The organism is Achromobacter ruhlandii (assembly GCF_902859695.1).
In the GTDB taxonomy this organism is placed as follows: Bacteria; Pseudomonadota; Gammaproteobacteria; order Burkholderiales; family Burkholderiaceae_B; genus Achromobacter; species Achromobacter ruhlandii.
In genome coordinates this window covers 193,540-219,474 of the sequence record NZ_CADIJL010000009.1, presented here as the reverse complement: position 1 = coordinate 219,474, position 25,935 = coordinate 193,540, and the positions used below count along the sequence as shown (strand labels likewise).

31 protein-coding genes and 3 pseudogenes are annotated in these 25,935 nt (G+C 65.7%); 25 read left to right on the top strand and 9 right to left on the bottom strand.

What is annotated here, in order from left to right; all coding sequences use genetic code 11:
* Positions 1–633: 633 nt before the first annotated feature.
* Together HV742_RS14110 and HV742_RS14105 are read left to right on the top strand one after the other, a co-directional pair.
* The gene (locus HV742_RS14110; RefSeq protein ID WP_175145731.1) at positions 634–810 is read left to right on the top strand and encodes a YodC family protein; all 177 of its coding nucleotides are present in this window, start codon (positions 634–636) and stop codon (positions 808–810) included.
* A gap of 950 nt (positions 811–1,760) precedes the next feature.
* Positions 1,761–2,404: pseudogene (locus tag HV742_RS14105) on the top strand (putative metallopeptidase).
* Here the strand turns inward: HV742_RS14105 and HV742_RS14100 are convergent.
* Positions 2,391–3,056, bottom strand: coding sequence for a DUF4145 domain-containing protein (locus tag HV742_RS14100; RefSeq protein WP_175145730.1), 666 nt, complete (start codon positions 3,054–3,056; stop codon positions 2,391–2,393). The pseudogene HV742_RS14105 and the gene HV742_RS14100 overlap by 14 nt on opposite strands.
* A gap of 51 nt (positions 3,057–3,107) precedes the next feature.
* Between HV742_RS14100 and HV742_RS14095 the strand changes: the two genes are divergently transcribed.
* Both HV742_RS14095 and HV742_RS14090 read left to right on the top strand, forming a co-directional pair.
* The gene (locus HV742_RS14095; protein ID WP_175145729.1) at positions 3,108–3,581 is read left to right on the top strand and encodes a DUF2280 domain-containing protein; all 474 of its coding nucleotides are present in this window, start codon (positions 3,108–3,110) and stop codon (positions 3,579–3,581) included.
* Positions 3,532–4,014 (top strand): annotated as a pseudogene (locus HV742_RS14090) (phage terminase large subunit); the annotation flags it as partial. The gene HV742_RS14095 and the pseudogene HV742_RS14090, both read left to right, overlap by 50 nt.
* A 66-nt stretch (positions 4,015–4,080) precedes the next feature.
* On the opposite strand, the pseudogene HV742_RS32530 reads toward HV742_RS14090, so the two are convergent.
* A pseudogene (locus HV742_RS32530) lies at positions 4,081–4,302 on the bottom strand (PD-(D/E)XK nuclease family protein); the annotation flags it as partial.
* A 324-nt stretch (positions 4,303–4,626) separates the two neighbouring features.
* Between HV742_RS32530 and HV742_RS14080 the strand changes: the two are divergent.
* On the top strand, positions 4,627–5,274 hold the full coding sequence (locus HV742_RS14080; RefSeq protein ID WP_231133017.1) for a DUF7424 family protein: 648 nt from the start codon (positions 4,627–4,629) through the stop codon (positions 5,272–5,274).
* 103 nt (positions 5,275–5,377) lie between these two features.
* Here HV742_RS14080 and HV742_RS14075 read toward each other — a convergent pair whose 3' ends face one another.
* Positions 5,378–5,536, bottom strand: a complete 159-nt coding sequence (locus HV742_RS14075; protein WP_054432349.1) for a DUF6726 family protein — start codon at positions 5,534–5,536, stop codon at positions 5,378–5,380.
* A 316-nt stretch (positions 5,537–5,852) separates the two neighbouring features.
* On the opposite strand from HV742_RS14075, the gene HV742_RS14070 reads away from it, so the two are divergent.
* The 5 genes from HV742_RS14070 (at position 5,853) to HV742_RS14050 (ending at position 8,855) form a co-directional block, all read left to right on the top strand.
* A complete protein-coding gene (locus tag HV742_RS14070) occupies positions 5,853–6,155 on the top strand; it encodes a hypothetical protein (protein WP_175145728.1) in 303 nt (100 codons plus the stop codon).
* Positions 6,156–6,225: 70 nt separating this feature from the next.
* Positions 6,226–6,531 (top strand): NIPSNAP family protein, encoded by a 306-nt coding sequence (locus HV742_RS14065; protein WP_006388009.1) that lies wholly within the window; start codon positions 6,226–6,228, stop codon positions 6,529–6,531.
* A gap of 135 nt (positions 6,532–6,666) precedes the next feature.
* Positions 6,667–7,584, top strand: a complete 918-nt coding sequence (locus HV742_RS14060) for a PhzF family phenazine biosynthesis protein (RefSeq protein WP_175145727.1) — start codon at positions 6,667–6,669, stop codon at positions 7,582–7,584.
* Between the two features lie 279 nt (positions 7,585–7,863).
* Positions 7,864–8,298, top strand: a complete 435-nt coding sequence (locus tag HV742_RS14055; protein ID WP_049075013.1) for a GNAT family acetyltransferase — start codon at positions 7,864–7,866, stop codon at positions 8,296–8,298.
* Between the two features lie 53 nt (positions 8,299–8,351).
* Positions 8,352–8,855: an ankyrin repeat domain-containing protein gene (locus HV742_RS14050; protein WP_175145726.1), complete on the top strand. Its 504-nt coding sequence runs from the start codon at positions 8,352–8,354 to the stop codon at positions 8,853–8,855.
* Between the two features lie 19 nt (positions 8,856–8,874).
* On the opposite strand, the gene HV742_RS14045 is transcribed toward HV742_RS14050, so the two are convergent.
* The 3 genes from HV742_RS14045 to HV742_RS14035 are packed head-to-tail and all read right to left on the bottom strand — an operon-like array spanning position 8,875 to position 11,197.
* Entirely contained in the window at positions 8,875–9,231 is a 357-nt protein-coding gene (locus HV742_RS14045) for a hypothetical protein (RefSeq protein ID WP_175145725.1), read from the bottom strand.
* Positions 9,232–10,185 carry a M14 family metallopeptidase gene (locus HV742_RS14040; protein ID WP_059269831.1) on the bottom strand — a complete coding sequence of 318 codons (954 nt, stop codon included), beginning with the start codon at positions 10,183–10,185 and terminating at the stop codon, positions 9,232–9,234.
* A gap of 10 nt (positions 10,186–10,195) precedes the next feature.
* Positions 10,196–11,197 (bottom strand): Bug family tripartite tricarboxylate transporter substrate binding protein, encoded by a 1,002-nt coding sequence (locus HV742_RS14035; protein WP_049074999.1) that lies wholly within the window; start codon positions 11,195–11,197, stop codon positions 10,196–10,198.
* Positions 11,198–11,339: 142 nt separating this feature from the next.
* Between HV742_RS14035 and HV742_RS14030 the strand changes: the two genes are divergently transcribed.
* The 3 genes from HV742_RS14030 (at position 11,340) to HV742_RS14020 (ending at position 13,525) form a co-directional block, all read left to right on the top strand.
* Complete coding sequence (locus HV742_RS14030; RefSeq protein WP_175145724.1) at positions 11,340–12,203, top strand: MurR/RpiR family transcriptional regulator; 864 nt, start codon at positions 11,340–11,342, stop codon at positions 12,201–12,203.
* A 224-nt stretch (positions 12,204–12,427) separates the two neighbouring features.
* On the top strand, positions 12,428–12,682 hold the full coding sequence (locus tag HV742_RS14025; protein WP_175145723.1) for a hypothetical protein: 255 nt from the start codon (positions 12,428–12,430) through the stop codon (positions 12,680–12,682).
* 249 nt (positions 12,683–12,931) lie between these two features.
* Positions 12,932–13,525, top strand: coding sequence for a BPSL1445 family SYLF domain-containing lipoprotein (locus HV742_RS14020; RefSeq protein WP_049074993.1), 594 nt, complete (start codon positions 12,932–12,934; stop codon positions 13,523–13,525).
* Between the two features lie 91 nt (positions 13,526–13,616).
* Here HV742_RS14020 and HV742_RS14015 read toward each other — a convergent pair whose 3' ends face one another.
* Positions 13,617–13,850: a hypothetical protein gene (locus tag HV742_RS14015; protein WP_049074990.1), complete on the bottom strand. Its 234-nt coding sequence runs from the start codon at positions 13,848–13,850 to the stop codon at positions 13,617–13,619.
* Positions 13,851–13,976: 126 nt separating this feature from the next.
* Positions 13,977–14,447, bottom strand: coding sequence for an Lrp/AsnC family transcriptional regulator (locus tag HV742_RS14010; protein ID WP_006388018.1), 471 nt, complete (start codon positions 14,445–14,447; stop codon positions 13,977–13,979).
* A 160-nt stretch (positions 14,448–14,607) separates the two neighbouring features.
* On the opposite strand from HV742_RS14010, the gene HV742_RS14005 reads away from it, so the two are divergent.
* The 5 genes from HV742_RS14005 to HV742_RS13985 all read left to right on the top strand — a co-directional run bounded on the left by HV742_RS14005 (position 14,608) and on the right by HV742_RS13985 (position 17,893).
* Complete coding sequence (locus tag HV742_RS14005; protein WP_175145722.1) at positions 14,608–15,516, top strand: DMT family transporter; 909 nt, start codon at positions 14,608–14,610, stop codon at positions 15,514–15,516.
* A gap of 55 nt (positions 15,517–15,571) precedes the next feature.
* Entirely contained in the window at positions 15,572–15,796 is a 225-nt protein-coding gene (locus tag HV742_RS14000; protein WP_049074984.1) for a hypothetical protein, read from the top strand.
* Positions 15,797–16,106: 310 nt separating this feature from the next.
* Positions 16,107–16,319 (top strand): hypothetical protein, encoded by a 213-nt coding sequence (locus HV742_RS13995; protein WP_006218759.1) that lies wholly within the window; start codon positions 16,107–16,109, stop codon positions 16,317–16,319.
* A gap of 149 nt (positions 16,320–16,468) precedes the next feature.
* The gene (locus tag HV742_RS13990) at positions 16,469–17,575 is read left to right on the top strand and encodes an AGE family epimerase/isomerase (RefSeq protein WP_175145721.1); all 1,107 of its coding nucleotides are present in this window, start codon (positions 16,469–16,471) and stop codon (positions 17,573–17,575) included.
* 102 nt (positions 17,576–17,677) lie between these two features.
* Entirely contained in the window at positions 17,678–17,893 is a 216-nt protein-coding gene (locus tag HV742_RS13985) for a hypothetical protein (protein WP_049074981.1), read from the top strand.
* A gap of 95 nt (positions 17,894–17,988) precedes the next feature.
* Here HV742_RS13985 and HV742_RS13980 read toward each other — a convergent pair whose 3' ends face one another.
* Positions 17,989–18,921: a LysR substrate-binding domain-containing protein gene (locus HV742_RS13980; RefSeq protein ID WP_049074979.1), complete on the bottom strand. Its 933-nt coding sequence runs from the start codon at positions 18,919–18,921 to the stop codon at positions 17,989–17,991.
* 147 nt (positions 18,922–19,068) lie between these two features.
* Here HV742_RS13980 and HV742_RS13975 point away from each other — a divergent pair, with 147 nt between their 5' ends.
* The 7 genes from HV742_RS13975 (at position 19,069) to HV742_RS13945 (ending at position 25,884) form a co-directional block, all read left to right on the top strand.
* Positions 19,069–20,058 (top strand): Bug family tripartite tricarboxylate transporter substrate binding protein, encoded by a 990-nt coding sequence (locus HV742_RS13975; protein WP_175145720.1) that lies wholly within the window; start codon positions 19,069–19,071, stop codon positions 20,056–20,058.
* A 2-nt stretch (positions 20,059–20,060) separates the two neighbouring features.
* A complete protein-coding gene (locus tag HV742_RS13970) occupies positions 20,061–20,939 on the top strand; it encodes an N-formylglutamate amidohydrolase (protein ID WP_063582769.1) in 879 nt (292 codons plus the stop codon).
* A gap of 146 nt (positions 20,940–21,085) precedes the next feature.
* On the top strand, positions 21,086–21,397 hold the full coding sequence (locus HV742_RS13965; protein WP_049074966.1) for a hypothetical protein: 312 nt from the start codon (positions 21,086–21,088) through the stop codon (positions 21,395–21,397).
* A gap of 141 nt (positions 21,398–21,538) precedes the next feature.
* The gene (locus HV742_RS13960; protein ID WP_049074964.1) at positions 21,539–22,570 is read left to right on the top strand and encodes an ABC transporter substrate-binding protein; all 1,032 of its coding nucleotides are present in this window, start codon (positions 21,539–21,541) and stop codon (positions 22,568–22,570) included.
* On the top strand, positions 22,557–23,576 hold the full coding sequence (locus HV742_RS13955; RefSeq protein WP_049074963.1) for an ABC transporter permease: 1,020 nt from the start codon (positions 22,557–22,559) through the stop codon (positions 23,574–23,576). The genes HV742_RS13960 and HV742_RS13955 overlap by 14 nt, the downstream gene beginning before the upstream one ends.
* Positions 23,570–24,367 (top strand): ABC transporter ATP-binding protein, encoded by a 798-nt coding sequence (locus HV742_RS13950; RefSeq protein WP_175145719.1) that lies wholly within the window; start codon positions 23,570–23,572, stop codon positions 24,365–24,367. Before HV742_RS13955 ends, HV742_RS13950 begins: the two co-directional genes overlap by 7 nt.
* Complete coding sequence (locus tag HV742_RS13945) at positions 24,361–25,884, top strand: c-type cytochrome (RefSeq protein WP_254601128.1); 1,524 nt, start codon at positions 24,361–24,363, stop codon at positions 25,882–25,884. The genes HV742_RS13950 and HV742_RS13945 overlap by 7 nt, the downstream gene beginning before the upstream one ends.
* Positions 25,885–25,935 lie beyond the last annotated feature (51 nt).

Here is a 25,935-nt window from a genome sequence, read left to right as displayed (position 1 = left end):
AATAGATCGTGGTGTGCGAGCGGCCTGTGGGCTCGCCGGCGAATCCATCAATCGGCAAAATTGGCCGCGGGGCCGGGCCAGGCCAAGGATCAAGCAGATTCGCTCGAATGGCAGCCGTGGGTTGTGGGGTCGAAACTGGTGCTGCGCAGCCGGATACCAAGGCGGCGAATGCAACCACGATGAAGATTGGGGCCGGTTTCACGTATCGCAATTCATGAATTTTTGTTTGAAAGAAGACGGCGACGGCCGTGCAGCAGCAACTGCGCGACCGACAGCCGACCCACGGGTTAAGGCCGTGAGCGACCCGAGGCCGTCCCACCTGTACAGGCGGGGGCTAAGGTAACACATTTTTACGTGTGCCTCATGGAAGAACTACGCTGCATCAACTGCGGGTGCATGCTCGCGGCCGGGTCTGTGCAGGTGAGAGTCCCAGCAGCGGGCAAAGACACATTTGCGAAATACTACGTGTACCAAAAGTGGGACATGAACCCACCCAAAGTGGGGCGGGAAGTGGGACAATTCTCTCGGGCTCTTGCGCCCTGAAGAAATGGTGTCTAGATATTGTCTGTGCTTCCTTCTTTCGATCATTTAGGGCACGATTGCGTCCCTACTTGCACAAAATTAGGAGAGGATATGGCCTGGAAAATTGGTGATACCGTTGAGCTTAATAGTGGTGGGCCCGACATGACTGTGATTGAGCTCGGCTATTCGCAGGAAGGAGTTAAATGTGCTTGGTTCGACAACGGGACCGTGAAAGAAGGGATTTTCCCCGGCGCAGCCCTAACTCAGGTGAATCGCCGGATCTTATGAGCCCCAAGTAAACCCTAGCCGCCTTTGGGCGGCTTTTTGTTTCCAGAGAGCAGGGGCCAGAGAGAACCGTCAGCCAGACGTGATGCTCCGGCCCCTGCTGTGTGGGAACATGCCATGCGATGATCTGCTCAAGAAGCGGGACATTACGTGCGGGCTTTTGCGTCGTGAAGCAACTGCACCCCTACGAGCTTTTGAATTTTGCCTGCCGTACGATTTTGTTGCACACAGCCGTCTCTTAAGCATAGACGGAGAAAATGATGGACGAGTATGCGAAGTACGTTCCCTGCCCAGAGGGATGTAAGGTTGTGGCAAAGGGTGATAAGTGGAAAGGCGCCCGAAAGGGCCAGGATGTTGATGTGTACTACTACGATGTAGTTAACGAGGCTGGAGAAGTCGTCTCTTCGCATGAGGTGCATGACGCCACGAGCACGTTCCCTCCATTTGCCAGCCGAGTTTTCCTTCATAAGTAGTCAACAGACGCCGCCTTCGAGCGGCTTTGTTGTTTTTACACGTCTGATGATTGGTCGGCGGTCACCAGCCATGTGGGAACAGCCGCCGCAATCGACCAGCCTGCACTTTGGAGTAGGGCGCCTAGCGCTATTCGCTCTCCATTCGCCCGTTCATATGGGCGCAATAACTGCATAGGCCGCCGTTGTCGTAGGCTTCGTACATTTCGGACCACGGGATGCTGCATCCTCGCACGCATGACTCCTTCACAAATACGTCGAGGACTTCTTTCTGAAATACATACCGCTGCTTATCGGTTAGGAAGCTCTCGCCTTTGTCAATGACGAGCTTTGTGATTCCGAGAGCTGCTCCTTCTAAATGGTCCCTATCGACGAGTTGTTGCAGAAAATCGCCGAATTCGGTTTGTTCGGTGGGTCCGGAATTGTGCATAGATACCTCCAGTTGGTGAGATCTCAACATATATCGGAATGTAAATATACGCTATGGCGCTGACCCATAAACAACGCGGGGCCGGCGACCTGCGACCCGCTCCGCCATACGACCTGCTGGCGGGTGACCTTCCATATGCGAGGCTGGCACCAGCTCCTGAACTGCTCGCCTGGGTGCATGACTGCATCCTGGTCGATGCCGGCCCCCTGCATAACCCTGAACATTCCCATCTGACAGATGCGGACCTGGAGTTTCGCTGGGCTTCCCAAGCTTTCATCAAGCAGGGCCGAACTGTCTTAGGAAATGTGAGGAGGTGATGTTCCGCGCCGGTGGCTGGCAGAAGGCCCGCCAGGAACAGCAGATGATCGAGTGATTCGGCCGAGTGCCGGCGTTCCTGATCACTCTGGCGGCGGACTACTGCGCGACCTGCAGCGACGCGGAATTCTGCGCGCTGGTGGAGCATGAGCTCTACCACATCGGCCATGCGCCTGATGCCTACGGCGCGCCGGCGTTCGACAAAGAGGGCCGGCCGAAGCTGCGCATCGTGGGGCACGACGTCGAGGAATTCGTGGGTGTGGTGGCCCGGTATGGACCGTCGGAGGATGTTCGGCGGCTGGCCGCGGCCGCCGGCGCCGCGCCGGCTGTGCCAAGGCTGAACATCGCGCGGGCTTGCAGCTGCTGCCTTAAGGCTGCTTAGGAGCGTCTCGCTTCTCGATTGCTTCCAGCGCGCCTTTCGGAAGTGAAGCATACATAGCTTCGATTTCCTTGGGCTGGGTGATCATCTGCTGGACGACCAGGTTCACCAATCCGAAGAGGGCAGACACGCGTTCGGTGTGGTCATCTTGACTCATTTCCCCAGGGTGCACGGCGTTATTTCCAATAACGCGGACTACATCGAAGGCTTGCTGGATTGCAACCGGGAGGCCACGCTTGACCAGTTCGCCAATATCGTTGTTGATATTGTTTCCTGGCAGTTTTAGCGCGATGCAGATTTTCTGCACACACAAGCGTAGGAGCGCGGCGGCAGCACGTGGTGAAGCATTTGCAACCTGGCGAGCCTCGTTATAGTCCGCTACGGCGGCAGCCGGCAGGTCTGGGTGAGGTGGAGGCGCTGTTAGCGTTGTAGGCCAGATCATTGCGGGGGGTAATGGCAGTCCAGAATCCCCGGTTTCGGCGGCTTTTAGCCAAATTGACGCCTTCCGGCAGGACAAGCAACGAGCCATGTGGAACTCAGTTTGTTCCTGGATGAGCCCCTTAATTTGATAGCCAAGATTGACCCAGCCCATTTGCGCATGAGCTGTGCAATGCGGGCAGTTAAACGCCCCCTTTTTGAAATGTGGTTCGATCATGTCATGCTCCAAACGAATGGATTGGTTTGTAGCATGTCGTAGGTGTTTGTGATGGCGAAGCTGAACGATACGCACAAGACTTTCATCGTCCAAGCCCAGGCCTGCTGGGACACCCCCAGCCAGGTATCGGAGACAGTCAAAGAAGAATTCGGTATGGACGTGCCGCGCATGCAGATCGCGCAGTACGACCCGACCAAAGTCGCCGGTAAAGATCTGGCCAAGAAGTGGGTCCAGCTATTCCACGACACCCGGCAACGCTTCCGCGGGGAAATCGCCGAGATCCCCATCGCCGGCCAGGCGTTTCGCCTGCGGCAGCTCGGCAGGATCTACGACAAGCACATCAGCCGCGGAAACGTCGTCGGCGCGGCCGGCGTGCTGGAGCAGGCCGCCAAGGAGGTGGGCGGCGCATTCACGAACAAGCGGGAGCACACGGGCGCCGGCGGCGGCCCGATAGAACAGAAGACGGTGGTGGTGGATGAAAGAGAAGTCGCCGCCGCCGTCGCCAAGCTGCAAGGCGAGTACTGATCCCGCCGTCCTGCGCGCCACGGCCAAGGCGCTATGCGAACAGGACCACCTGTTCTTCAGCCGGTATTTCTTCAAGCACCGCCAGGCCATCAAGTTCCGGGTCAACTGGCACCATGAGCTGATCGCCCAGAAGGTGCAGGACGTCATCGACGGCCGCATCAAGAACCTGGTCATCAACGTGCCGCCGGGCCCGTCGAAGACCGAGCTGGTCGCGATCAACCTGAGGGCCCGGGGCCTGGCGCTGAACCCGCGCGCCCGGTTTCTGCACATCAGCTATTCCGATGACCTGGCGCTGCTGAACTCGCAGACGGCCAAGGAACTGGTCCAGTCTGACGAGTTCCAGGAACTGTGGCCGCTGAAGGTCGCCGCGGACGCGAAGAGTAAGAAGCGCTGGAACATCGAGGTCGATGGCCGCAAGGCCGGCGGCGTCTATCTGGACGGTGATGTCGAAGTGGTCACGTTCGCAGTAGACGCTGGCGTCGGACAAGTCTTCCAACGCCACCGATAGGCGTTTTACGCGGGCATCGGGGTTTTCATTGAGTACGGCGAGCAGGATCGCCCGCAGGAACCTGTCATTGAGACCATGCGTCTCGTTGGGACCGAGCAGATATGCCAGGAAGCGGGAATGCCGGATTTCCTGTCGGGTGATATTGAGAGCCTCAAACAGGTTGAATCCCTTCCGGATACTGAACTTGCGCTCAAAGTCGGAAAGTACGTTCATCAAGTTTAGGAAATCCTGTTCCAGTACGGTCAGGTCGCCCGCTTCCACCGCTCGCATTGTGCATTCCTTCAGCCATCCCAAAGACGGAAATATGCGCGTGGTACGGGCACGGCTATTTGCACATATGGCGCGGCAAAACCGGCCATTTGCTTCAACTGCATCAGCGATTCGTGACGAGTCGCGCCGCCCTGCCGCGTTTGTCGCGCGATTAATCAATTAGATATAATTTGTTATTGATGGTTAAAATTCGGGGTTCTGCTTTTGACTAATCGGGCTACACGCAACGCCATCCGTTGCTGGCTGAATGGAGAAAAAATGTCGAGGATGAAGAGAATTGCCGTGCTGGCATGCGTTGCCGCCTTGATTTCCGGGTGCAAGACTACGGTCGAGACTGCGGTCAGCCTTTCTGACCTACTGACTGCGCCGAGCAAGCAGCTATCCGGCAATTTGTATGTGGAGGTGCCGAGCTGCCAAAGCCATGAGGATTCGCGCCTGCCATCGACCTCGGTGCAGGACGTCCAAAAGGCCATGCCCGGTATTTTCTCCGATGCCAAATACCAAGAGTGCTTTCGAAAGGGTTTCGATTCCTACGCGCGATTTTCGGTACCGATATTTCTCGATAAGGACCTGGATGGCAAGCCGGCATCGCCTTCCCATATCAACCTGATTTCGAACGAGAAGGCCTTGCTGCGAGTCAGCGTTCCGGATCAGGTGAAGGCCCGCATCATCAACGCGCAGAAGCGATCGCCCGTGGGTGGGCTGGACCTGAAGTTTGTCATTCGGGTCAAGAACGATACGGGCAAGGATTTCGCATTCACGGCTTTGGCGGCGTATATCGACCAGACTCCTCATGTCATCAATAGCCTGACCATAAAGCGCGGCGGCGATTTCCTTATCACGCTGTCTGACGTTTCCGCCCGGTCCGCGCTGGACAAAGGTGAAGCGCTGGTCTTACTGCTGCCATCGAAATAGCTGCTTTTGCATTTCGGGGATACTCGCGGCATGCGTGTAGCGCGTGGTCTCGTTTGTTAATGCGTACAGACTTGGAGCGAGCGAAGCGTGGGGCCGCTCGCCATCAGTCGATAACCTCCGCGCACGCATCCGTCGGCGCGGCCGCGACGCCGCCGACGACCGGCACGATCTTGATGACGGCGGACGTGACGCGACAAGGCGCGGCGGCGAGGCCGCAGCCCGTGCAGGGCAGGCAGAGCAGGGAGATCAGCAACCACTTCATGGAATATGCGCCGGCGGATGTTGGCACCGTCGGCGAGGCCAGGGTGCAGTGGGGAGATTGTGCGTTGCGGGCCTGCCGGCAATAGTGGGGAATTGATGGGCGAATGTAATGGCGTTTGCCCGCGATCAATCAGGATGTAACCGGGCCTGCACCCATGGTCGCGGAATTGCCTGGTTGCACCCCTGAGGGGCTGCATGCGTGTGGCATGTCGGTCAGCCTTGGGGGCGCGGGCCAGGACGCCGCTGACGTCGTCCGCGCCTTCCGCGGGAGGTAGGTTATCCTGCCGTCGTATAAATTGATGACGCGGTCGAATTCCATGCCCCACCCGCCGAAACCGAATGCCGCCGTGCGTCGCTACCGCTTTGCCTGCCAGGACATCGAGGCGCGATACGGCCACGGCAATTTCGATGATGCCGGCGACCACGTGGCCGAGGCCTTGCGTGAGGTGTCGGCGGCAGGGAACCAGTACCCGCTGGCTTTCGAGTTCGACACCGCGCATGCCAATCCGTGGTATCACGCGTTCGTCGTGACGGTCACCGGCCTGCCGGATGACGTTGCGCGGCGCTTTGCCGCGCGCATGCAGGCGCTTGGCCTGCCGCCGCCGCGCTCGACCGATTGACCGGGATTCGCCCCGCGAGCTAGGATGCCGCGGCGCGTTCGCGCCTCAGTCATCCGCTATTGGAGCCTTCATGGTTACCTGCTATCTGCGTTACGTCATCGACCCCAGCCGCCTCAAGGAATTCGAAGCCTACGGCAAGATGTGGATTCCGCTGGTGGAAAAGTTCGGCGGCACGCACCATGGCTATTTTCTGCCGTCCGAGGGCGCCAACAATATCGCGCTGGCGCTGTTCACGTTTCCCAGCCTGGCCGAGTACGAGCGCTATCGCCAGCAGTCGATGCAGGACGCGCAATGCCAGGCGGCGTTCAAGTACGCCGAGGACACGCGCTGCATCCTGAGCTACGAGCGCAGCTTCTTCCGACCCGTGTTCGACTGAGCATCGCGCGGCGCGTGGCGGGCCTGATCCGACCGCGCGCCTGTTATGCCCGGATTTCTGCGGCTCTGTGTCTGTCGCGCGACGCGGGCGGCGCGGATAATTTTCCGCGTCCGCCATCCCTTTGAAGGAACCCGCATGCGCTACCGCTACGTCACCGCCGATGTCTTTACCGAGCACGCCTATCAGGGCAACCCGCTGGCGGTGGTGCTGGAGGCCGAGGGTCTCGACACCGCACAGATGCAGCGCATCGCGCGCGAGTTCAATTATTCAGAGACCAGTTTCGTGCTGCCGGCGCGCGATGCCGCGCACACGGCCTGGGTGCGCATTTTCACGCCCGACCGCGAGGTGCCGTTCGCCGGCCACCCGAACGTGGGCACGGCGGTGGTGCTGGCGCGCGAGATGATCGCGGCCGGCCAGCCGGCGCCGACCCGCTTCGTGTTCGAGGAGGAGGCGGGCCTGGTGCGCATCGACCTGCGGTATGGCGATGACGGCCGCCTGCTGGGCGCCGAGCTGGCCGCGCCGCAACCGTTGACGCGCGCCAGCCAGGTGACGGCCGAGGCCGCGGCGCGCGCCCTGAGCCTGGCGCCCGGCGATATCCTGCTGTCCGAACACGCGCCGCAAGTGGCGTCGGTGGGCCTGATCTTCCTGGTGGTGCAACTGGCCAGCCGCGATGCGCTGCGCCGCGCCCGACCGGATCCGGCGGGCTATGCCGCATTGCTGCCGCTGGACGGCGCCCGGTCCATCTATGCGTACACCACCGATTGCGGCGCCGAGACGCCGCTGGGGGCGATCGACATCCAGGCGCGCATGTTCACCGGCCGTATGACCGAGGATCCCGCCACCGGCAGCGCCACCGGCGCCGCCACGGCATTGCGGGCGGCCCTGCGCGGCAAGGGCGAGTTGCGCCTGCGGGTGGCGCAGGGCGTCGACATGGGCCGCGCCAGCCTGTTGCAGGCGCACGCCGAGGTCCGCGATGACGGCGTGTGGGCCGGCGTGGCGGGCCAGGCGGTGGTGGTGATGGAAGGCACGCTGCCGGCGCCCGCCGCGGCCTGAGCGGCCGCTTGGCGCGGCGGGCCGGGGTCGTGTATGCTGCCCGCCATGAACCGCATTCTCATCGCCCCGCCGGCCGCGCCGGCCCGGGCAGACAACCGACGAATCACTCGACGCCTGCGTTGAGTGGCAAGCCGTGTTCGAACGCCGGATCCCCGGTGTTCCCTCCAGAAGGCCACGATACCCCTCGTGGCCTTTTTGTTTGCGCGGCATGCGCGCTTTGCTTTCCAGCCATCGAGGCGTAGCGCCCGGCCTTCGTTTTTCCCTCAAGAGGAACGAAGCATGAAGCATCCCGAACTGGCCATCCGGTCTTTTCATCCGGCGGACGAAGCCGCCATCATCCAGTTGTGGACCGATTGCGGGCTGACGCGCCCCTGGAACGATCCGCGCAAGGACGTGGCGCGCAAGCTGACCGTGCAAGCCGACCTGTTCCTGGTGGGCGAGGCGGACGGCGTCATCGTCGGCACGCTGATGGGTGGCTACGATGGCCACCGCGGCTGGGTCAATTACCTGGCGGTGTCGCCGGCGCATCAGCGCCGCGGCTATGCCTCGGCGTTGATGCGGGCGCTGGAGCGCAAGTTCCTGGAGATGGGCTGCCCCAAGATCAACCTGCTGATCCGCGCCAGTAACCTGGCGGTCAAGGACTTCTATGCCAGCCTGGGGTTCCAGCAGGACGAGGTGATCAGCCTGGGCAAGCGCCTGATTCCCGATCTGTGAGCCGGGCGGTGTCTAATGGGCGCCTTCGATTCCTTTCCGATGACGGGTTTTTCATGACGACACCAGACGAACAACTGCTGCAGGCGGCGACGGCTGGCGACGCGCCGGGCGTGGCGCAGGCGCTGGCGCTTGGCGCGGGGGTGGACACGCGCAATGCGTTCGGCGCCACGCCGCTGTTCTGCGCGGCGACCGCCGGCGCGGCCGAGGCGGCGCGCCTGCTGCTGGCGCAGGGCGCGGACACGGCCTGCCGGGCTGGGCATGGATTGACCGCGTTGCATCAGGCCGCAGGCTGGGAGCAGCTGGAACTGGTGGCCTTGCTGCTGGAGGCGGGGGCACAGGTGGATGCCGCGTCCGACGACGGCGGCACGCCCTTGATGGCGGCCGCGGCGCGCGGCAATGCCGCCATCGCCGCGCTGCTGCTGGCGCATGGCGCCGAGGCCGATCGCCGCGACGACGAAGGCTGGAACGCCTGGGCCTGGGCCATCGAGAAGGGCGCGCAGGATGTGGCGGATCTGCTGGAGAAGGCGGGCGCCGAGCCAGCGTTCCCCGAGGCGTAGAGCCCTTCGCTCCGCGCGCTCAATCGACGCCGGGCGGCAGGCGCCACGCCGGCGGAAGGGCGGCGAACTGCCCCCAGGAGGTCCAGGGTCGTCCGGCCGCGTCCCGCCGTCGGGTCCACAGTCCCCACTCGGGCGGATCGGGAAAGCCATGCCAGAGCCGTTGGGTCAGCACCCAATGCTCGTCCTGCACGGTGGCATGGCAGACGGCTTCGGCCGAGCGCAGTTGATCCGCGGTCAGGCCGAACAGTCCCTCGGCCGGCAGGTCGCCGAACGGGATGCTTTGCCAGCCGACGGCCACCCTCCCGCGGACATGGAAACCCTGCCGCTGGATGTCAGCGGCGGCGTCGTCCAGGTCCCAGGGATGGGGCTCCCACATCTACATCGGCTCGGTCAGGTACACCGCTTCACGGCCGACGATGGGCATGCGGGTCGGCATGAAGATGGTGCAGTTGTCGCACGGCGAGCGGATTTCCTCGCCGGCGTTGATGGCGATGAGTTCGCCCTTGTTGAACACCTCGAAGCCTAGCAGCGGTCGCGTGAAGGTGAAGTCCTCGGACTTGACCATGTGCACCTCGAGCAGCCGGAACGGCTGCGCGGGCGCCGCGGGCGCGCTGTTGGCCGGAGCGTCGATCAGGCCCAGGTGCGCCAGGAACCGCAACGTGACGTCGGTGGCGAGCAGGGCGGCCGATTGCGCGAAGTGCTGGCCGCATTCGACCACCAGCGCGCCGCCGCTGTCCGAGGCGGGATCGCCATGACGGCCGTAGTTCAGCACGCCGGTGCCGGGGAAGCGGCCGGCCGGCATCACCAGTTGCACCGCCGGGGCGCCGACGGCGGCGGCCAGCGCGGTGTTGCGGTCCATCTCGGGGTAGACCCAGAACGGCTGCACTGGCGCCCGCGTCGAGTGGATATCGAGCACGTAGTCGGCGGCGTCCAGCACCGGGCGCAGTTCGCGCGCGCGCCGCAGTTCCGGGCTTTGCTCGTCGCCGTCCAGCCACTGCGGCGACCAGATGCGGTTGAGGTTGTGGACCAGCTGGCGGTTCTCGTACGGGTTGTCGATGTCGAACGCGTCGTAGGCCTCCATGTTGGCGAAGCTGACGGTGAGCGTGCCGATCTTCGGGCGCACGCCCGTATCGAGCAGATGGGTCGCCGCCACCATGCCGCAGATCTCGTTGCCGTGGGTCAGGGCGTTGACCAGCACGTGCGGGCCGGGCTTGCCCGATTCGAAGCGGTGCACATAGTCGATGCCGGTGTTGCCCTGGCGGTAGGCGGAAAGGTCGCGCGGCAGGACTTCGAGCGGCGCGGTGTCGGGGGCGAAAGCGGGGTTGGACATGGGCGGGAACCTATTCCGGACGGATGCCGGCGCGGTCGATCAGGTCTTTGTACAAGGCCAGGCGCTGCGACATCATGTCGGTGAATTGTTGAGGGGTCTGCAACTCGGGCGGCAGGGCGCCACTTTTTTCCAGAGACTGCACGGTGCTTTCCTGGCGGGCGGCGGTCTGCACCGCCTCCAGCAGTTTTTGCACGATGGCGGGCGGGGTGCCGGCCGGCGCGGCCAGTCCGATCCACGACATCGAGTTGAGCACGGGATAGCCGAGTTCGGCAAAGGTGGGCACGTCGGGCAGCGACGGCAGGCGCTCGGGCGCGGCCACCGCCAGCGCGCGCATCTTGCCGGTCTGGATGTGGGGCAGGAAGGGCGCCAGGTTGTCCAGCGCGAACTGGGCCTCGTTGGCCAGCAGCGCATTCAGCAGCGGCGCGCCGCCTCGATAGGGCACGTGCACCGCGCCGACCTGCAGGGTGTGCTTGAGCAGCTCGGCATTGAGCTGGCCCATGCTGCCGACGCCAGCGGTGGCGAAGTGGACTTCGTCGGGGTGCGCCTTCAGGTAGGCGATGAATCCGGCGAAGTCCTTGACGGGCAAGGCGGCGCTGGTCACCAGCACGTTGGGCGAACGCGCCAGCTGGGAGATCGAGGTGAAGTCCTTGATCGGGTCGTAGCCCAGGTTGGGATGCATCAGCGGGTTGGCCAGGTGCGAGCTTTGCGACGAGGCCACCAGCGTGTAGCCATCGGGCTTGGCGCGCGCCACGCGCTGGCTGCCGATCGCGCCGCCGGCGCCGTCGCGGTTCTCGACCACCAGGGTGACGCCCAGGATCTTGCCCAGCACTTCGGCGTAGAGGCGGCCGGCCAGATCGACGGATCCGCCGGCGGGGAAGGGCACCACCAGGGTGATGGGACGGGACGGATAGGCGGCATCCGCGCGGGTGGGCAGGGGGAGCAAGGCGGCGGCCAGGCCCGCGATCAGCAGTTGGCGGCGGGCGGGCGACAGGGCCTCGGACGGGTGCTTCATGAAGCTCTCTTGTGGGGACGAACGGTTCAGTCTATTCTGCAAGGAACGTTGCAGAATCAAATATAGTCTGCAATGAATATTGTTGAATTTGGGGTTATCACCTAGCCGGGGCGCGCCCGGCACCTTGGAGTCCGCCCGCACCGTGAATCTGCACCAGCGCATCGCCGCCTACGACAAGAAACTCACCAAGACCGAACGGCGCCTGGTCGACGACATGCAGGCGCGTTATCCCCAGGGCCTGCTCGAATCCGCCACGGCGCTGGCGCGCAACGTGGGCACCAGCGCCTCCAGCGTGGTGCGTCTGCTGGCCAAGCTGGGCTATGACAGCTATGCGCAGGCGCAGATGCAGGCGCGCGCCGAGCTGACGGCGCGGCTGGCATCGCCGGGCGAGCGCGCCGACGCGGTCGGACTCGACAATCCGTCGGCGCAGGCCTGCCTGCGCAATGCCTTGCTGCACGACCAGCACAACCTGGAAACGACCTTTGCCGCGATTGACGCGGCGGCGTTCGAGGCCGCGGTGCGCCTGCTGACGCAGCGCCGCGCGCGCGTGCATGTGCTGGGATTGCGGCAGGCGGCGCCGCTGGCCAGCCACATGGCGCTGTATCTGAATCTGTGCCTGCCCGGCGTGCGTGCCATGACCGCCGCGGGCCCGCTGTTCCTGGAAGACCAGTTGTTGTGGCTGGACGAGCAGGACGTGCTGCTGGCCTTCACGTTCCGGCGTTACTCGGTGGCGGCGGCGAATGCGGTCAGGGTCTTTCGCGAGCGCGGCGGCAAGGTGGTGCTGGTGACCGACTCGGCGGCCGCGCCGGCCGCGGCGCAGGCACACCACGTGCTGCTGGCGCGCACCTCCAGCGCCTCGCCGTTCGATTCGTATGTGGCGGCTTTGTCGGTCTGCAATGCGCTGCTGGCGGCGGTGGCGTTGCGCCGCAAGAAGGAACTGGCCGCAACGCTCCAGCGCGGCGAGGCCTTGTGGGACGCGCAATGGATCCATCCGCCGGCGCGTTGAGATCCGACGCCCTGTGTCGTCGCGCCGGCATGGCCGGCGCGTGTTCGCGCGCGCGTGCGTACCGGCAGCGGAAAAGGCCCGATTTCGAGGCCTTTTCGGGCTTGTCCAGATGCGTTGGCACCCCCTCTTCTAGTACGTCATAACCCCCTGAAAACATCGCTTTTCAAGCCCGTTTTTTATTGGCATATTTCGGTCGGGAAAAACGGATTTCAGGAGTGGAGGACATGGAAGGGTGGCCGCAGCGTCACATCGACGGCTTCGAAGTGCAGTGCGAAGTCGTCAGTCTCGACGCCGGTGTGCTGGCGATAGAAATCAGCGTGTCACGGTCTGGCGATGCGGCTTTCCGGCAGCGCTGGTCTTTGCCGCGCTTCGTGACCTTCGCCGATGTCGGCGTGGCGCGGCGGCATGCCGAACTGGTGTTGTCCGGCATCATGTCGGTCGATCCGGCGACGGGCGAGCCGCGTTATGGAATCCTGTGAAAAATGCGGCGGTCGCGGTCAGGTGTCGATCCGCTTGCGGACGAGTATCGAGACGCGGATTGCCCTACCAAATGTTGCTTCGGGCGACTGGGCGAAAGGCCGCGCTGTCTTGAGCTGTCCGTGACCGCCGGGCAGGTCGGCGGGTCATGCGCGCGCTAGGTTTTGTTTCGTTTATCACATCATGTGCCTTGCGCCGGCGCTTGGGGCCGGTAGAGTAACCAACGGAAGACAACAAAAAAGGAGAGTTCCATGTTTGACACTTTTCCTGTCCTGCGCCGCGTCGGTATGGCCGCCGCGACCATCAGCGTGGCCGGCCTGCTGTTCGCCGGTTGCACCACCACCACTCCGCAATCGAACGCCTCCGCCCAGGAGCAGCGGCAGTCGATCAACAGCGCGGCCAATGCGTCGTTGGGCAAGCTGTATGAAGCCGCGCCGCAGTCCAAGGACCTGGTCGCGCGCGCCAAGGGCGTGCTGATCTTCCCGGATGTGCTGAGCGGCAGCTTCTTCATCGGCGCGCAGCATGGCAAGGGTGTGCTGCGGGTGGGCGGCGCCAACGCCGGCTACTACAGCACCACGGCCGGTTCGATCGGCTTCCAGGCCGGCGCCCAGTCCAAGGCTATGTTCGTGCTGTTCATGACGGATGAGGCCCTGAACAAGTTCCGCAACAGCAATGGCTGGACGGTGGGCGCGGATGCCACCGTGGCGGTGGTCAATATCGGCGCCAACGGCCGTATCGACACCAACACGGCGCAGCAGCCGGTGGTGGGCTTCGTGCTCAACAACGGCGGCCTGATGGCGGGCGTGTCCCTGGAAGGCACCAAGATCGCGAAGATCGATATGTAAGGGCCATCGCGGCGGCCGGTCCGGCCGCCACGATGCGCACAGACAAACGCCGCGGCGCAAGCCGCGGCGTTTTGCGTTGGAGGCGGGCGCGTCAGCGCAGGATGTCGTCGCCGTGGGCGCGCACCGCGCTTTCACGTTCGATTTCGGCGGCTTCGATTTTCGGATCCAGGCCGCGCCAGCGCAGGATGCGGCCGCGGTCCTCGGCGGGCTCCCAGCCCAGGATGCCGTAGCGGGTGATTTCGGTCTCTCCGGTGTCGAATGCCACTTCGAAGTAGCCCTGACGATCGGGTAGCGTGCTGCCGGGGTACCAGTCGGTTTCAGGCATGGTGGACTCCTTGCTAAGCGATGAAGGGGCGCCGGCCTCCGAGGCCGGACGCTTTTCATTGTGGGCTTGGCGGCGGGATCCCGCAAGCGCAGCGACGGCGCGGGTGGCCATGGCACGCGACGGCGGCTAGCCCAGCGGCACGGCGGTGGTGTAGAGCACCTGTTTGAGCGCGAAGCTCGAGCGGATGCTGGCCACGCCGGGAATGCGCGTGATGTGTTCGACGATCAGGCGTTCGAGCGCGTCGACGTCGGGCACCAGCGCACGGATCAGGTAGTCGGCATCCCCGGACATCAGATAGCACTCCATGATTTCCGGCAGCACGGCGATTTCGCGTTCGAACACATCGAGCGCCGCCTTGCGCTGCTTGTCCAGCGAAATCTGGATGAACACGTTGACCTTCAGGCCGAGCTTGCGCGCGTTGAGCAGCGTGACGCGACGGTCGATCAGGCCTTCGGTTTCCAGGCGGCGTACGCGCGCCAGGCAGGGCGAGGCCGATAGATTGACGCGCGCCGCGAGTTCGACGTTGGTCAGGCGCGCGTCGCGCTGGAGTTCGTTGAGGATACGGATGTCGGTGGCATCCAGGTTGATGTCCGGCATAACAGACCTGTGGTTCGTGGATGGGCAGTGCATTTGTGCCGAGTATGCCCGTTTCAATGGTGAATTGAGGTGAAATATGCTGGGGTTTACCCTATAGACTATTCCTTTCTTTGGCGAATCGGCCAAAGCACGGAATATTCAAGCGGTAGATGTGGCAGTAATGATCAGGCAGAGCACCTTGCGCAACTTCTTGCCCCTGGCGGGGGCGGTCATGATCTGGGGCGGCAACTGGCCCGTCATGAAACTGGGGCTGGCGCACATGAGCCCGCTCTGGCTGGCGGCCAGCCGCTTCGGGTCGGCCGCGCTGATCAGTGTGTTGGTGCTGGCGTTGCTGGGCCGCCTGCGGCTGCCCACGCGCCAGGAATGGCCGTTGGTGCTGGGCGTGGCCCTGCTGCAGATGGGCGCGTTCACCGCGCTGGCGCTGTGGGCCTTGCAGTACGTTGCGCCGGGACGGGCGTCGGTGATCGCCTACGCCACCTCGATCTGGGTGATTCCACTGTCGTCGCTGGTGCTCAAGGAACGGTTGTCGGCGGCGCAGTGGCTCGCCACCGGGCTCAGCTATGCGGGCATTGGCGTGATCGTGGCGCCGGCGTTCAGCCCTTGGCAGGCGCAGGCGGCCGTTGGCCTGCTGATGCTGTTGGGCGCCTCGTTCGCCTGGGCTTGCAACATCATCCAGCTGCGCGGCCGCCGCCATGTGCGGCTGGGCGCCGACATGATTCCCTGGCAGACCGCGATCGCCACCGTGCCGCTGGCGGCCTTGGCCTGGCTGCGCGACGGCGCGCCGGCATTCCTGGCCGTGCCCGATGCCTGGCCGGTGATCCTGTATACCGGCCCGCTGGCCACCGCGCTGACGTTCATCGTGGTGCTTGGCATGACGCAGAAACTGCCGCCGGTGGCGACGTCGATCGCCATGCTGTGCGTGCCGGTGATCGGCCTGGTGGTGTCGTCAGTGGTGTTCCATGAACGCATCTCGCCGGACCTCGCGCTGGGCCTGGGGCTGATCGCCCTGAGCGTGGCGGCGTCGGCGGCGGCGCGCCTGAAGCGTCCCCTGGCTCTGCGGCCGTCATAGGGGCGGCGCGCTATCGCGGCGTGCTATCGTTGAGGCATTCAATTGAGAGTCACGCATGGCATTGCATCGTTTCGAAAAGGGTGAACTGGGTCACTGGCTGCGCGTCGTTGCCGATAATTCGGAACCGGGCGCCGTCCAGACCGGCGTGCCCGCGCATGTGGCCGAGGCGCTGCAGACCTTGCGATGCATCGACCCCGGCCCCGACGGCGGCTGGCGTATCACCGAGAAAGGCAAGCTGGCGCTGCGCATGGAAGAACCCGGCGCCATCCATTTGCGCTAGGCCGTTTTTCTCTTTCTCCCCGCATTCCAAGTCAGGTTTGTGACGAACTGCTCGCATTACTGCGAAATTGCGCTCGTTTCTTGCGAATGTTCTCGCCGTGTGTCATCAAGAGGCGCCACGCGCGGGCGGGCTACGGGAATCTCCTGAGACGGTTTGTTCGATTTGGCAGCGTCCGGACGTATCGCGCGCCGCGCGCCGCCGGTAAGATGAACTTGCGTGACGGAATCAGGTCTATTCATTGCGCGGGAATTCTGCACCCGCTACGTCACGCGTGGTTCACGCGTTTAGGTAACCGACTGGGAGGTAGCACATGCAGCATCGTGACCAGGAAGTACTGATCGACGTTTCCACAGCGGCCATGGATACCGGCGGATATGGCGTATTGCTGACGGTAACGGCTGAGGGCGGCACCGAGGTGGATGCCGCGTTTTCCCACTTGGGCAACTGCGCCTCCTTGGACGAGGCACGCGATCGCGCGGAAATCTTCGCGCAGAACTGGGTCGAGGAAAACATCTTCCGCTAGGCGCAGGCGCGCCTGCAGGAAGTTGAACGGCTGTACCGGTCTGTGTGCGCATGACTTTCAGAATGGCGTTCCAGAGATGGCGGCGAAAATTTCGGTTATCGTCGCTGCTCCATAACAAGCGGTCCTCATCGGACCTGCGTCGTTCCAAGATGACTGCCGCACAGACCAACTCCGCGCTGGCCGAGCAAATCAACGCTTTGCGCGAGCATTTCGACTCCGTCATCCTGCCCATGTGGATGGGGCGGGGCTTCAATGACGCGCTGGGTCTGCCATTCGAATCCCTGGATGCCGCCACCGGCGAGCCGCTGCCGGTAGTGCGTTATCGCGCCATGGCGTGCGCGCGCCAGTTGTATGTCTATGCCGAAGCGCCGGGCGCGGCCGCCGGCGCGCATGCCGACCGTCTGTTCTCCTCGCTGCGCCGCGTATTCCGCGACGGGACGCATGGCGGCTGGCGCTACAGTGTCGACCCGCAAGGGCAGCCGCTGGACACCTCCCAGGACCTGTATACCCACGCATTCATCGTGTTCGCCTGCGCCGCCTATTTCCGGCGTTCGCGCAACGCCGACGCGCGCAAGCTGTTGCTGGCCACCGCCGAGACCATCGAGTCGCGCTTTCGCGGCGCCGACGGGCTGTACCACGCGGCGTTGAGCCCTGACTGGCGCCAGCCGCTGCGCGGGCCGGCGCAGAATCCCATGATGCACTTGACCGAGGCCTACCTGGCCGCGGCGCAGGTTGCCGAACCGGCCCTGTTCGCCACGCGCCTGCGGGGCCTGGCGCAAGCCATGACCCAATCGTTCCTGAGCGCGCCGACGCAGTGCATCGCGGAATTGCCGCAAGGCACGCCCGGCAATCGCATCGAGCCGGGCCACCAGTTCGAATGGCTGTCGCTGGTGCGCGAGTCGGCCGAGGTGTTCGACGGCCTGGACCTGGCCGAATCGCTGCCGCGCGGCGTTCACTGGGCCCGGGGGCATGGGGTCGACGCGGCCGGTGTCGTGGCGGCGTTGGACGAGCGCGGCGCGGTGCTGGATGATATCCGCCGGATCTGGGCTCAGACCGAGTACCTGCGGGTATTGGCGGTGCTGGGCGAGCGGGCGGCCCTGGCAGAGGCATTGGCCGGGTTCCGCGCCCGTTTCCTGCATGCCGCAGGCTGGCACGAGTGCCTGGACGGCAGCGGCGCCGTGGTGCGCGCGGACATGCCGTCGACCTCGCCCTACCACTTGGCGACGTGCCTGGCGGCGCTCCCCGCCGTTGTTTAATTGCGCCGTTAACAATTTTTGTTTAGCCGGGGATAGCTTTTAATAGAAAAACATTGGTGAAATCCCTTACAATTTAGTAACTATGTTTGTGGGGAAGCATCAATGAGCGTTATGTGCTTGGCTTGCCAACGCATCAACCCCGGGCTTGCGGGTGTGACACCGCACGCCCACCTGGGGCATCAGGGATTCACCAACCCGACTCAGAAAGGCCGCGAGGAAAGCCGCGAGGACCACTTCCGCTGCCTGAACTGCGGCGCCAAGTGGCTGCGCGAGACTGACAAGTGGGGCGTGGATCTGGGGTTCAAGCTGGCGCCTTGAGGCGTCGGAACGACGCGGCCGAACGGCCACAAGCGCCTGTCATGATCGGGCCCCTTTTTGGGGCCCGTTTTGTTTTGTAACGTACGGATGCAAGTTCAGGCCGCGGGCAGGGCGCCAGCCTCGGGATCCTGTCTGGCGGTGTCGAGAAGCCACTGGCGGAAACAGGCCAGGGCGTAGTGGTCGCGCCGTTGCGGTGGGGCGCACAGGTGATACCCGCGGGCGATGGCGATGCGCAGATCGGGGAAGGGGGCGGCCACGCGGCCGGCCTGCAGGTCGTCCTGCACCAGGCAGCGCTGCAGCACGGCGACGCCCATGTCAGCCATGACGGCGCGCACCAGGATGCTGACCTGGTCGAAGCCGCTGGCAAGCTTGAGCGGGGCGCGGCGCACGCCAGCGGCCTCGAACCAGCGGTCCCAATTGTCCTGGCCGTTGGCGTGGTACAGCAACGGCTCGCCGAGCAGGCCCGCGGGGCTGTCCCACAGGCCCGCAGCACGACGGGCGGCCAACCGGGCGGGGCTGCAGATGGCGATCATTTCGCGGCCGATCACGTAGTCGGCCTGCCAGCCGGGCCATTGGCCGGCCACGCCCGAGAGAATGCTGGCGTCGGGCGTGGCGCCCGAGAAATCCTCGTTGCGGCGATAGGCCGCGAAATCCAGCTGGATATCAGGATGGCGCCGATGGAAGTCGGGCAGGCGCGGCACCAGCCAGGCGCTGGCCAGGGTCGGCACGCTGGACAGCGTCAGCCGCAGGCGGCGGTCGTCGGCGCGCAGTTCGGCACTGAGCGCCTCGATGGCCTGCAGCGGCGCCAGGCCGCCTTCGTAGAGCTTGCGGCCGGTTTCGGTCAGGGTCAGCCCATGGGCGTTGCGGCGCATCAGGGGCTGGCCGAAATGGGCTTCGAGGCGGGCGATGGCACGGCTGACGGCGCCCTGGGTTACGCACAGGATCTCGGCCGCCTGCGTGAAGCTGCCCAGCCGCGCCGCCGTCATGAAGGCGTGCAGCTCGGACATGGACGGCGAATGCAGGCGCATGGCGCGGCGGGTTCCAGCAGGCCGCGAGCGCGGCCTAGCATGAGCGTTGGTAATGAAGGCGTGCAATATAGTCGTTTGAAAGCGGAACGTAAAGTTCGGACACTGGCGGCCTCGCAGCAAGCCCTGCACCTTTTCCGGAGTCGCTCCATGTCCCGCCGCTTTTTCGGCTGTTCCGCGCGCATCGCGCTTGCCGGCGTCTGCGCCGCGCTTTCCTTGGCTGGTCCGGCGCACGCCGCCGACTATCCTTCCCGCCCCATCAAGCTGGTGGTGCCGTTCGCCGCGGGCGGTTCGACCGACATCGTGGCGCGCCTGGTGGCCGAGTACGCCGGCCGTGACCTGAAGCAGACCATCGTGGTCGAGAACAAGGCTGGCGCGGGCGGTTCGCTCGGCATGGAGCAGGTGGCGCGTTCGACCGCCGACGGCTACACCATCGGCATGGCGACGATGAGCACGCACGGGTCGAATCCGGCGGTCTATCGCAAGATGAACTACGACCCGCTCAAGGACTTCGAGCCGGTGGCCAACGTGCTGGCGGTGCCCAGCATCTTCGCGATCAATCCGCAGGTCCCGGCCAGGAACATGGCCGAGTTCGTCGCGCTGGCCAAGGGCCAGGCGGACAAGTACAGCTTCGCCTCGCCGGGCGTGGGCTCGCTGGGGCACGTGAACATCGAGAACTTCATGATGCTGGCCGGCATCAAGCTGCTGCACGTGCCGTACCGCGGCGCGGGCCCGGCGCTCAATGACGTGATGGGCGGGCAGGTGGACGCCATCACCGACAACCTGTCCTCGACCTTGCCGCAGGTGCTGGGCGGCAAGCTGCGGCCGCTGGCGGTGTTGGGCGCCGAGCGTTCGCCGCTGCTGCCGGATGTGCCGACCTACATCGAGCTGGGCTATCCCGACATGGGCACGGGCGGCTGGTTCGGCCTGGTGGCGCCGGCCGGCACGCCGCCGGCGGTGGTCGAGCGCCTGAACCAGGCCGTGCGCGCGGCGATGCAGGATCCGGAGTTCCGCAAGAAGGCCGAGGACGTCGGTGGTACGCTGATGCCGACCACGCCGCAGGAATTCAAGGTCCAGATCGAACAGGCCCTGGCGCGCTACGCCAAAGTCGCCAAGGCCGCCAACATCCAGGCTGACTGACGATGACGAACGCCGACTTCCAAGCCGTTTCCGTGCATGCTCCGACCGCGCCGGCGCTGCCGCTGGTGTGTGATTCGCCGCACAGCGGCGAGCGATATCCCGCCGATTTCGGCGCCGCGGCCAGCCTGGCGCAGCTGCGCCAGGGCGAGGACACGCACGTGGACGCCTTGTGGTCGGCGGCGCCGGCATTGGGCGCCACGCTGGTGGCGGCGCACTTTCCGCGCGTCTACATCGATCCCAACCGCACGCTGCGCGATCTGGATCCGGAGCTGCTGGCCGAGCCCTGGCCGGAGCCGCTCGACCCCGGCGAAAAGACGCGGCTGGGCAAGGGCCTGATCTGGCGCCGCATGGACAAGGCCACGCCGATCTACGACCGCAAGCTGTCGCTGGCCGAAGTGCGCCACCGCATCCAGGCGTACTACGAGCCGTATCACGCGGCGCTGGCACAGGCCATCGAAACCGCGCAACGCGATTTCGGCGCGGTCTGGCATCTGAACCTGCACTCGATGCCCAACGATGCCTATGCGCGGCTGGGCCGCGAGAGCGCGCATCCACTGGCCGATTTCGTGCTGGGCGACCGCGACGGCACCACCTGCGAGCCGGAGTTCATCGCCCTGATCGAGACCGCGCTGCGCGACCGCGGCTATACCGTGGCGCGCAACGACCCCTACAAGGGCGTGCAGTTGATCGCGCAGATCGGCCAGCCGGCGTTGAACCGGCACAGTCTGCAGGTCGAGATCCGCCGCCCGTTGTACATGGACGAGGCGACGCGCGAGCGCAATGCGGGCTTTGAATCGCTGCGCGCCGATCTGTCGCAAGTGCTGGCGCAGGTGGCGCAATACGTGCGCGCCCGCCTTCCGGCGATATCGTCGACAAAATAAACGCGCGTGCATCGTTGCGATCCCACGGCCCCGATTGATGCGAATCAATCGGGGCCGTTTCACGCGTGCTTAAGTTTCCCGATGACGGGCCGTTGTCGCTAACAACGTGCTGCGCCGTTCACTGGCGCGGCCTATAAGGAACCGGTATGGCCGAGAAGATCATCAATGGTTTTTCCGTCGTGGCGTACGCGACGCAACCCGAGGGACGTATTCCGGCGCGCGCTTTTCTGGAAACGCGGCGTCTGCCGGTGAAGGCGGACACGGCCGCCAAGGACGCGGGCGCGCGGGAGGCCTGTGACGAAGCCGAGGCCGAGGACGAGCCCGAAAGCCTGGCCTTCGAGATTTTCATCACGCGCCGCTTTCGCGGCGCGGTCGAAGCGATGTCGGCGGCGCGCAACGCGCTGGATCGCGTCAAGTCCGTGGACGAGCACGGCGTGCCCGACCACTTGCCGGACTAGCGGCGCTTGAGCGCGGCGGTCGCCGGAGGCGCCGCCGCCCATATTGTTATCCCCACTTTGTATTTGTCGAACGCCTGAGCACGGGCCGATGATGCCGCATGGCAAGCATCGCCATTCACAGTCTGCTCAAAAGGAAGGTTGATGAATACGAACGTCCAAACGCGCGCCCATGCGGCGCGCGGCATTTCGCGACGCGCATTGCTGCGCGCGGCAACCGCGGCGGGCCTTGCGGCACCGCTGGGCATGCTGGGATCGCGGGTGCTGGCGGCCAATGGCGCGCCACGCACCTACAAGATCGCATGGAGCCAGACCGCGGTGTGCCAGTCGCCGGTTTCGGTGGCACTGGAACGCGGCTTTTTCGACAAGTACAACCTGAAGGTCGAGCGCATCAATTTCAGCGGGTCGACCGATCAATTGCTCGAAGCCATCGCCACCGGCCACGCCGACGGCGGCATCGGCATGGCGCTGCGCTGGCTCAAGCCGCTGGAGCAGGGCTTTGACGTGAAGCTGGCGGTGGGCACGCATGGCGGCTGCATGCGCCTGCTGACCGCGGCCGATTCGCCGATCAAGCGCGTGCAGGACCTGAAGGGTCGCCGCGTGGCGGTCTCGGACCAGGCCAGCCCGGTGAAGAACTTCTTCGCCATCCGGGTGGCGCAACTGGGCATCGATCCGGAGTCGGTGGACTGGCGCCAGTATCCGCAGGACCTGTTCGGCGAAGTGCTGCGCAAGGGAGAGGTCGATGCCATCGCCGGCGACGACCCGCTGATCTACACGCTGCGCGAGGACAACAAGCTGCGCGAGGTCGCCACCAACATCGAGGGCGACTATGAGAACCGTACCTGCTGCGTGCTGGGGCTGCGCGGCGATCTGGTGCGCAACGATCCCGAGTCGGCCGCCGCCATCACCCGCGCGGTGATCGACGCGCAGCGCTGGACCGCATCCAATCCCGATGAGACCGCGCGCATCTTCGCGCCCTATGTGCCGGGCAAGGTGCCGGCCGAGCGCGTGGCGGCGATCCTGCGCAGCCACAGCCATGGCCACGCGTCGACCGGCGGCGCGCTGCGCGAGGAGATCGTCGGTTACGCCAAGGACCTGAAGACCATCAAGGTGCTGAGCGCCAACCTGGACATCAACAAGTACGCGCAAGCGGTGGTGCCCAATGTCCTCGGCTGACACGCTGGCGGTTGGGGCGTTGCGCGGCGCGCCGGCCGCCGCGCAACCCTGGCGCCTGTGGAAGACCGGCGTGGCCGCCGCCGCCCTGTGGGCGGTGGTGGGCGCGGTGACGCTGCGCTGGCCCAATGTGGAGGTGGGCTTTACTTCCTGGGGCTACACGCGCGAGTTTGGCGTGGCGACGCTGGTGCTGGCGGCCGTGCTGCTGCTGGCGGCGGTGGCTGGCGGGGCGCGCCGCCGCCCGGTGCGCGCGTTGCACCGGGCCGGGCCTTGGCTGCTGGCGCTGGCCGTGGCGGTGGGCCTGTGGGAAATCGCGACGGCCAAGCTGGCGTTGCTGCCCAGCCCGTTCTTCGCGCCGCCGCAGTCGCTGATCGAGGTCTACGCTAGCGACTACAAGCGGTTGGCCGACAGCCTGGCCAATTCGCTCTGGTTGTTGGCCAATGGCTTCGGCCTGGGGGCGGCGGCGGGTTTCCTGACGGGCGTGGCGATCGGTTGGTCGCGTGGCCTCGGGTATTGGGTGCACCCGGTGCTGCGCTTCCTGGGGCCCGTGCCTTCGACGGCGCTGCTGCCCATGGCGTTTTTCTTTTTCCCGTCGAGCTGGTCGGCGGCCGTGTTCCTGATCGCGCTGGCGACCTGGTTCCCGGTGACGGTGCTGACCTGGTCGGGGGTGGCGGGCGTCAACCGCGCCTACTACGACGTGGCCCGGACGATGGGCGCGAGCGAGTGGTTCCTGGTGCTGCGGGTGGCGATACCGGCGGCGTTGCCGCAGGTGTTCGTGGGCCTGTTCATGGGCCTGGGCGCTTCGTTTTCGGTATTGGTCGCGGCAGAGATGATGGGCGTGAAGTCCGGCCTGGGCTGGTATCTGTCGTGGGCCCAGGGGTGGGCCTCGTACGCCAACATGTACGGCGCGCTGATCGTGATGGCGCTGGTGTTCTCGGGTCTGATCACGCTGCTGTTCGCGGGGCGCGACCGCCTGCTGGCCTGGCAGAAGGGAGTGGTGAAATGGTAGCGGCGGCACGGGAAGGCACGGCGGCATCCGCGGCGCGCGGCGCGGCGCTGGCGGTGCGTGGCGTAAACCATCGCTTCGAGCTGGACGGCGCGGCGTTGCCGGTGCTGGGTGACATTGACCTGGAGGTGCGGCCGGGCGAGTTCGTTGCGCTGCTGGGTCCGAGCGGCTGTGGCAAGTCGACCCTGCTGCGGCTGGTGGCGGGGCTGGAGCCGCCGGCGCAGGGGGATCTGCTGGCCGATGACGAGCCAATAGACGGGCCATCGCCATCGCGCATCGTGGTGTTCCAGGATCCGACGCTGTATCCATGGCGCACGGTCTGGCACAACGTGGCGCTCGGGCTGCAGGCGCGGGGTCTGTTGAAGACACAGCGCGCCCGCGTCGACGACGCGCTGCAGCGCGTGGGCCTGGCGGCCTTCGGCCAGGCTTATCCGCATCAACTGTCGGGCGGCATGGCGCAGCGCGCGGCATTGGCGCGCGCGCTGGTGAACGATCCGCGCATCCTGATCCTGGACGAGCCGCTGGGCAAGCTCGATTCGCTGACGCGGATCGCGATGCAGTCCGAGCTGGTGGAACTGTGGCAGCGCAGCGGTTTCACCGCCTTGCTGGTGACGCACGATGTGGAGGAGGCCTTGTTCATGGCGTCGCGCATCATCGTGCTGAGCGAGCGGCCGGCAAGGATCAAGGACGAGATCGTCAATGACCTGCCGTATCCGCGCCATCGCGGCGATCCGCGCCTGGCCGAGTTGCGGCGCCAGGCGCTGGCCTTGCTGGGACTGGATGCGACGTGGTGAGCAATGCGGCGTTGGCGCTGGCGGCCTTGGCGGCGCCGGCGGGCATGCTGGCGTGCCTGGCGGCCGCGCGCCGGCGCGGGCGGGAGATCACGGCCGGCCTGCCGCTGCCCTGGCTGGCGGCGCTGACCTTGGCGTCGGTGGGCGGCGTGCTGGCGTTGGCATGGCAGCGGGCGCAGGGCGTGCCGGGCCTGCTCGGATCGCGGCTGGGGCATCTGGCCCTGGCCGTCGCGGCGCTGTTGTTGCTGACGGCGCTGGCGGCCGCCTGGTTGCACAGCCGCATGCCGGCGCCGGCGGCGCGCACGGCATCGCGCCGGGCTGGCGCCATGGTGCTGGGGGCGTTGGCATCGTTGGCGGCGTTGCTGGCCTTGGCGATTGCCTGGCAGCCGGAGGAGGCGCTGGCGATTGCGCACTGGCCATTCGCCTGGCGCTATGACCCGGATCTGCCTGTCGGCACGCATACCTGGCGCCGCCTGGGATTGGCGGCGGGACTTACGGCGGTGGGCCTGGGGCTGCTGGTGGGCGCGCTGTTCGCGCGGCGCGGCAGGCTGGTGTGGCTGACGGCGGCCGCTGGCCTGCTGGCCAGCGCCAGTTGGCCAGCGCCGCGGATGCTGCTGACGGAGGCAACGGCCACCTCTTACCAGCGTTCGCCCCTGTTGTTCTCGGATCGCAATCTTTTACAGGGCGCGCAACTTTACCAGCGCCACTGCGCGGGCTGCCATGGCGAGCGGGCGGATGGCCGCGGGCCGCTCGCGGCCGGGTTGCCGGCCTGGCCCAGCGTGTTGGGGCCGGCCTTGTTCGACAACCGCCTGGAAGGGGAATTGCATTGGCGCCTGGCGCGGGAGGGCGCCCGCCATGGCAGTGGCGCATATGGCGGCGACGCCCGTAACGGGGAGGGGATCTCCAACAGCGCGCCAGCGGGCGGCAGGCAGTCCGGCGGCCGCGCGGCAGGCGCGCCGCCCGTTTCCGGTTCGTCCGAAACATTGACGGCCGACGATGGCTGGCGGGTGCTGGACTACCTGCGCGTGCACGCCTATGGGGTCGGCGGTGGCGCGGGCATGCCGGCGATTCCCGCGCCGGTGGTGGCGCTGACCTGCCGCGATGGACGCGCGGCCACGCTGTCCGGCCTGCGCGGCCTGCCCTTGCGGGTGGTGGCGGCCGCGCCCGGCGCGCCCCGGGAGCCGCAGGATCCGCGCCTCTTGACCGTGGCGCTGACGCGCGGCGGTCCGCCTCCGGAGGATGCCGATTGCGTGGCGCCGGACGATACCGCCTGGCGTGCCTACGCGCTGGCCGCGGGCCTGCCGCCGCAGGCGCTGGCGGGCGCGCAGTTCATGGTGGATCGCCGTGGCTGGCTGCGGGCCCGGCGCCTGCCGGGCGCGGCGCCCGCCTGGACCAGCGCGGACAACGTCTGCGGTCCCGGCGGTCGCATGGAGAACACGTCGGCCCAGGGACTGGGTGCGCTGTTGCTGGCGATGGATCGTTCCCCCATTGACATCCCGGATACGCGGCGCGGGCCATGAAGCGTTGGCGCGCGGCGTGGCGGCCGGGGTTTTTTTTCCACTTTTTCACGC

Coding starts and splice junctions, on each gene's coding strand:
- HV742_RS14110 (WP_175145731.1), top strand. CDS start 634: ATGGCCTGGAAAATTGGTGATACCGTTGAGCTTAATAGTGGTGGGCCC.
- HV742_RS14100 (WP_175145730.1), bottom strand. CDS start 3,056: ATGATCGAACCACATTTCAAAAAGGGGGCGTTTAACTGCCCGCATTGC.
- HV742_RS14095 (WP_175145729.1), top strand. CDS start 3,108: ATGGCGAAGCTGAACGATACGCACAAGACTTTCATCGTCCAAGCCCAG.
- HV742_RS14080 (WP_231133017.1), top strand. CDS start 4,627: ATGAAGAGAATTGCCGTGCTGGCATGCGTTGCCGCCTTGATTTCCGGG.
- HV742_RS14075 (WP_054432349.1), bottom strand. CDS start 5,536: ATGAAGTGGTTGCTGATCTCCCTGCTCTGCCTGCCCTGCACGGGCTGC.
- HV742_RS14070 (WP_175145728.1), top strand. CDS start 5,853: ATGCCCCACCCGCCGAAACCGAATGCCGCCGTGCGTCGCTACCGCTTT.
- HV742_RS14065 (WP_006388009.1), top strand. CDS start 6,226: ATGGTTACCTGCTATCTGCGTTACGTCATCGACCCCAGCCGCCTCAAG.
- HV742_RS14060 (WP_175145727.1), top strand. CDS start 6,667: ATGCGCTACCGCTACGTCACCGCCGATGTCTTTACCGAGCACGCCTAT.
- HV742_RS14055 (WP_049075013.1), top strand. CDS start 7,864: ATGAAGCATCCCGAACTGGCCATCCGGTCTTTTCATCCGGCGGACGAA.
- HV742_RS14050 (WP_175145726.1), top strand. CDS start 8,352: ATGACGACACCAGACGAACAACTGCTGCAGGCGGCGACGGCTGGCGAC.
- HV742_RS14045 (WP_175145725.1), bottom strand. CDS start 9,231: ATGTGGGAGCCCCATCCCTGGGACCTGGACGACGCCGCCGCTGACATC.
- HV742_RS14040 (WP_059269831.1), bottom strand. CDS start 10,185: ATGTCCAACCCCGCTTTCGCCCCCGACACCGCGCCGCTCGAAGTCCTG.
- HV742_RS14035 (WP_049074999.1), bottom strand. CDS start 11,197: ATGAAGCACCCGTCCGAGGCCCTGTCGCCCGCCCGCCGCCAACTGCTG.
- HV742_RS14025 (WP_175145723.1), top strand. CDS start 12,428: ATGGAAGGGTGGCCGCAGCGTCACATCGACGGCTTCGAAGTGCAGTGC.
- HV742_RS14020 (WP_049074993.1), top strand. CDS start 12,932: ATGTTTGACACTTTTCCTGTCCTGCGCCGCGTCGGTATGGCCGCCGCG.
- HV742_RS14015 (WP_049074990.1), bottom strand. CDS start 13,850: ATGCCTGAAACCGACTGGTACCCCGGCAGCACGCTACCCGATCGTCAG.
- HV742_RS14010 (WP_006388018.1), bottom strand. CDS start 14,447: ATGCCGGACATCAACCTGGATGCCACCGACATCCGTATCCTCAACGAA.
- HV742_RS14005 (WP_175145722.1), top strand. CDS start 14,608: ATGATCAGGCAGAGCACCTTGCGCAACTTCTTGCCCCTGGCGGGGGCG.
- HV742_RS14000 (WP_049074984.1), top strand. CDS start 15,572: ATGGCATTGCATCGTTTCGAAAAGGGTGAACTGGGTCACTGGCTGCGC.
- HV742_RS13995 (WP_006218759.1), top strand. CDS start 16,107: ATGCAGCATCGTGACCAGGAAGTACTGATCGACGTTTCCACAGCGGCC.
- HV742_RS13990 (WP_175145721.1), top strand. CDS start 16,469: ATGACTGCCGCACAGACCAACTCCGCGCTGGCCGAGCAAATCAACGCT.
- HV742_RS13985 (WP_049074981.1), top strand. CDS start 17,678: ATGAGCGTTATGTGCTTGGCTTGCCAACGCATCAACCCCGGGCTTGCG.
- HV742_RS13980 (WP_049074979.1), bottom strand. CDS start 18,921: ATGCGCCTGCATTCGCCGTCCATGTCCGAGCTGCACGCCTTCATGACG.
- HV742_RS13975 (WP_175145720.1), top strand. CDS start 19,069: ATGTCCCGCCGCTTTTTCGGCTGTTCCGCGCGCATCGCGCTTGCCGGC.
- HV742_RS13970 (WP_063582769.1), top strand. CDS start 20,061: ATGACGAACGCCGACTTCCAAGCCGTTTCCGTGCATGCTCCGACCGCG.
- HV742_RS13965 (WP_049074966.1), top strand. CDS start 21,086: ATGGCCGAGAAGATCATCAATGGTTTTTCCGTCGTGGCGTACGCGACG.
- HV742_RS13960 (WP_049074964.1), top strand. CDS start 21,539: ATGAATACGAACGTCCAAACGCGCGCCCATGCGGCGCGCGGCATTTCG.
- HV742_RS13955 (WP_049074963.1), top strand. CDS start 22,557: ATGTCCTCGGCTGACACGCTGGCGGTTGGGGCGTTGCGCGGCGCGCCG.
- HV742_RS13950 (WP_175145719.1), top strand. CDS start 23,570: ATGGTAGCGGCGGCACGGGAAGGCACGGCGGCATCCGCGGCGCGCGGC.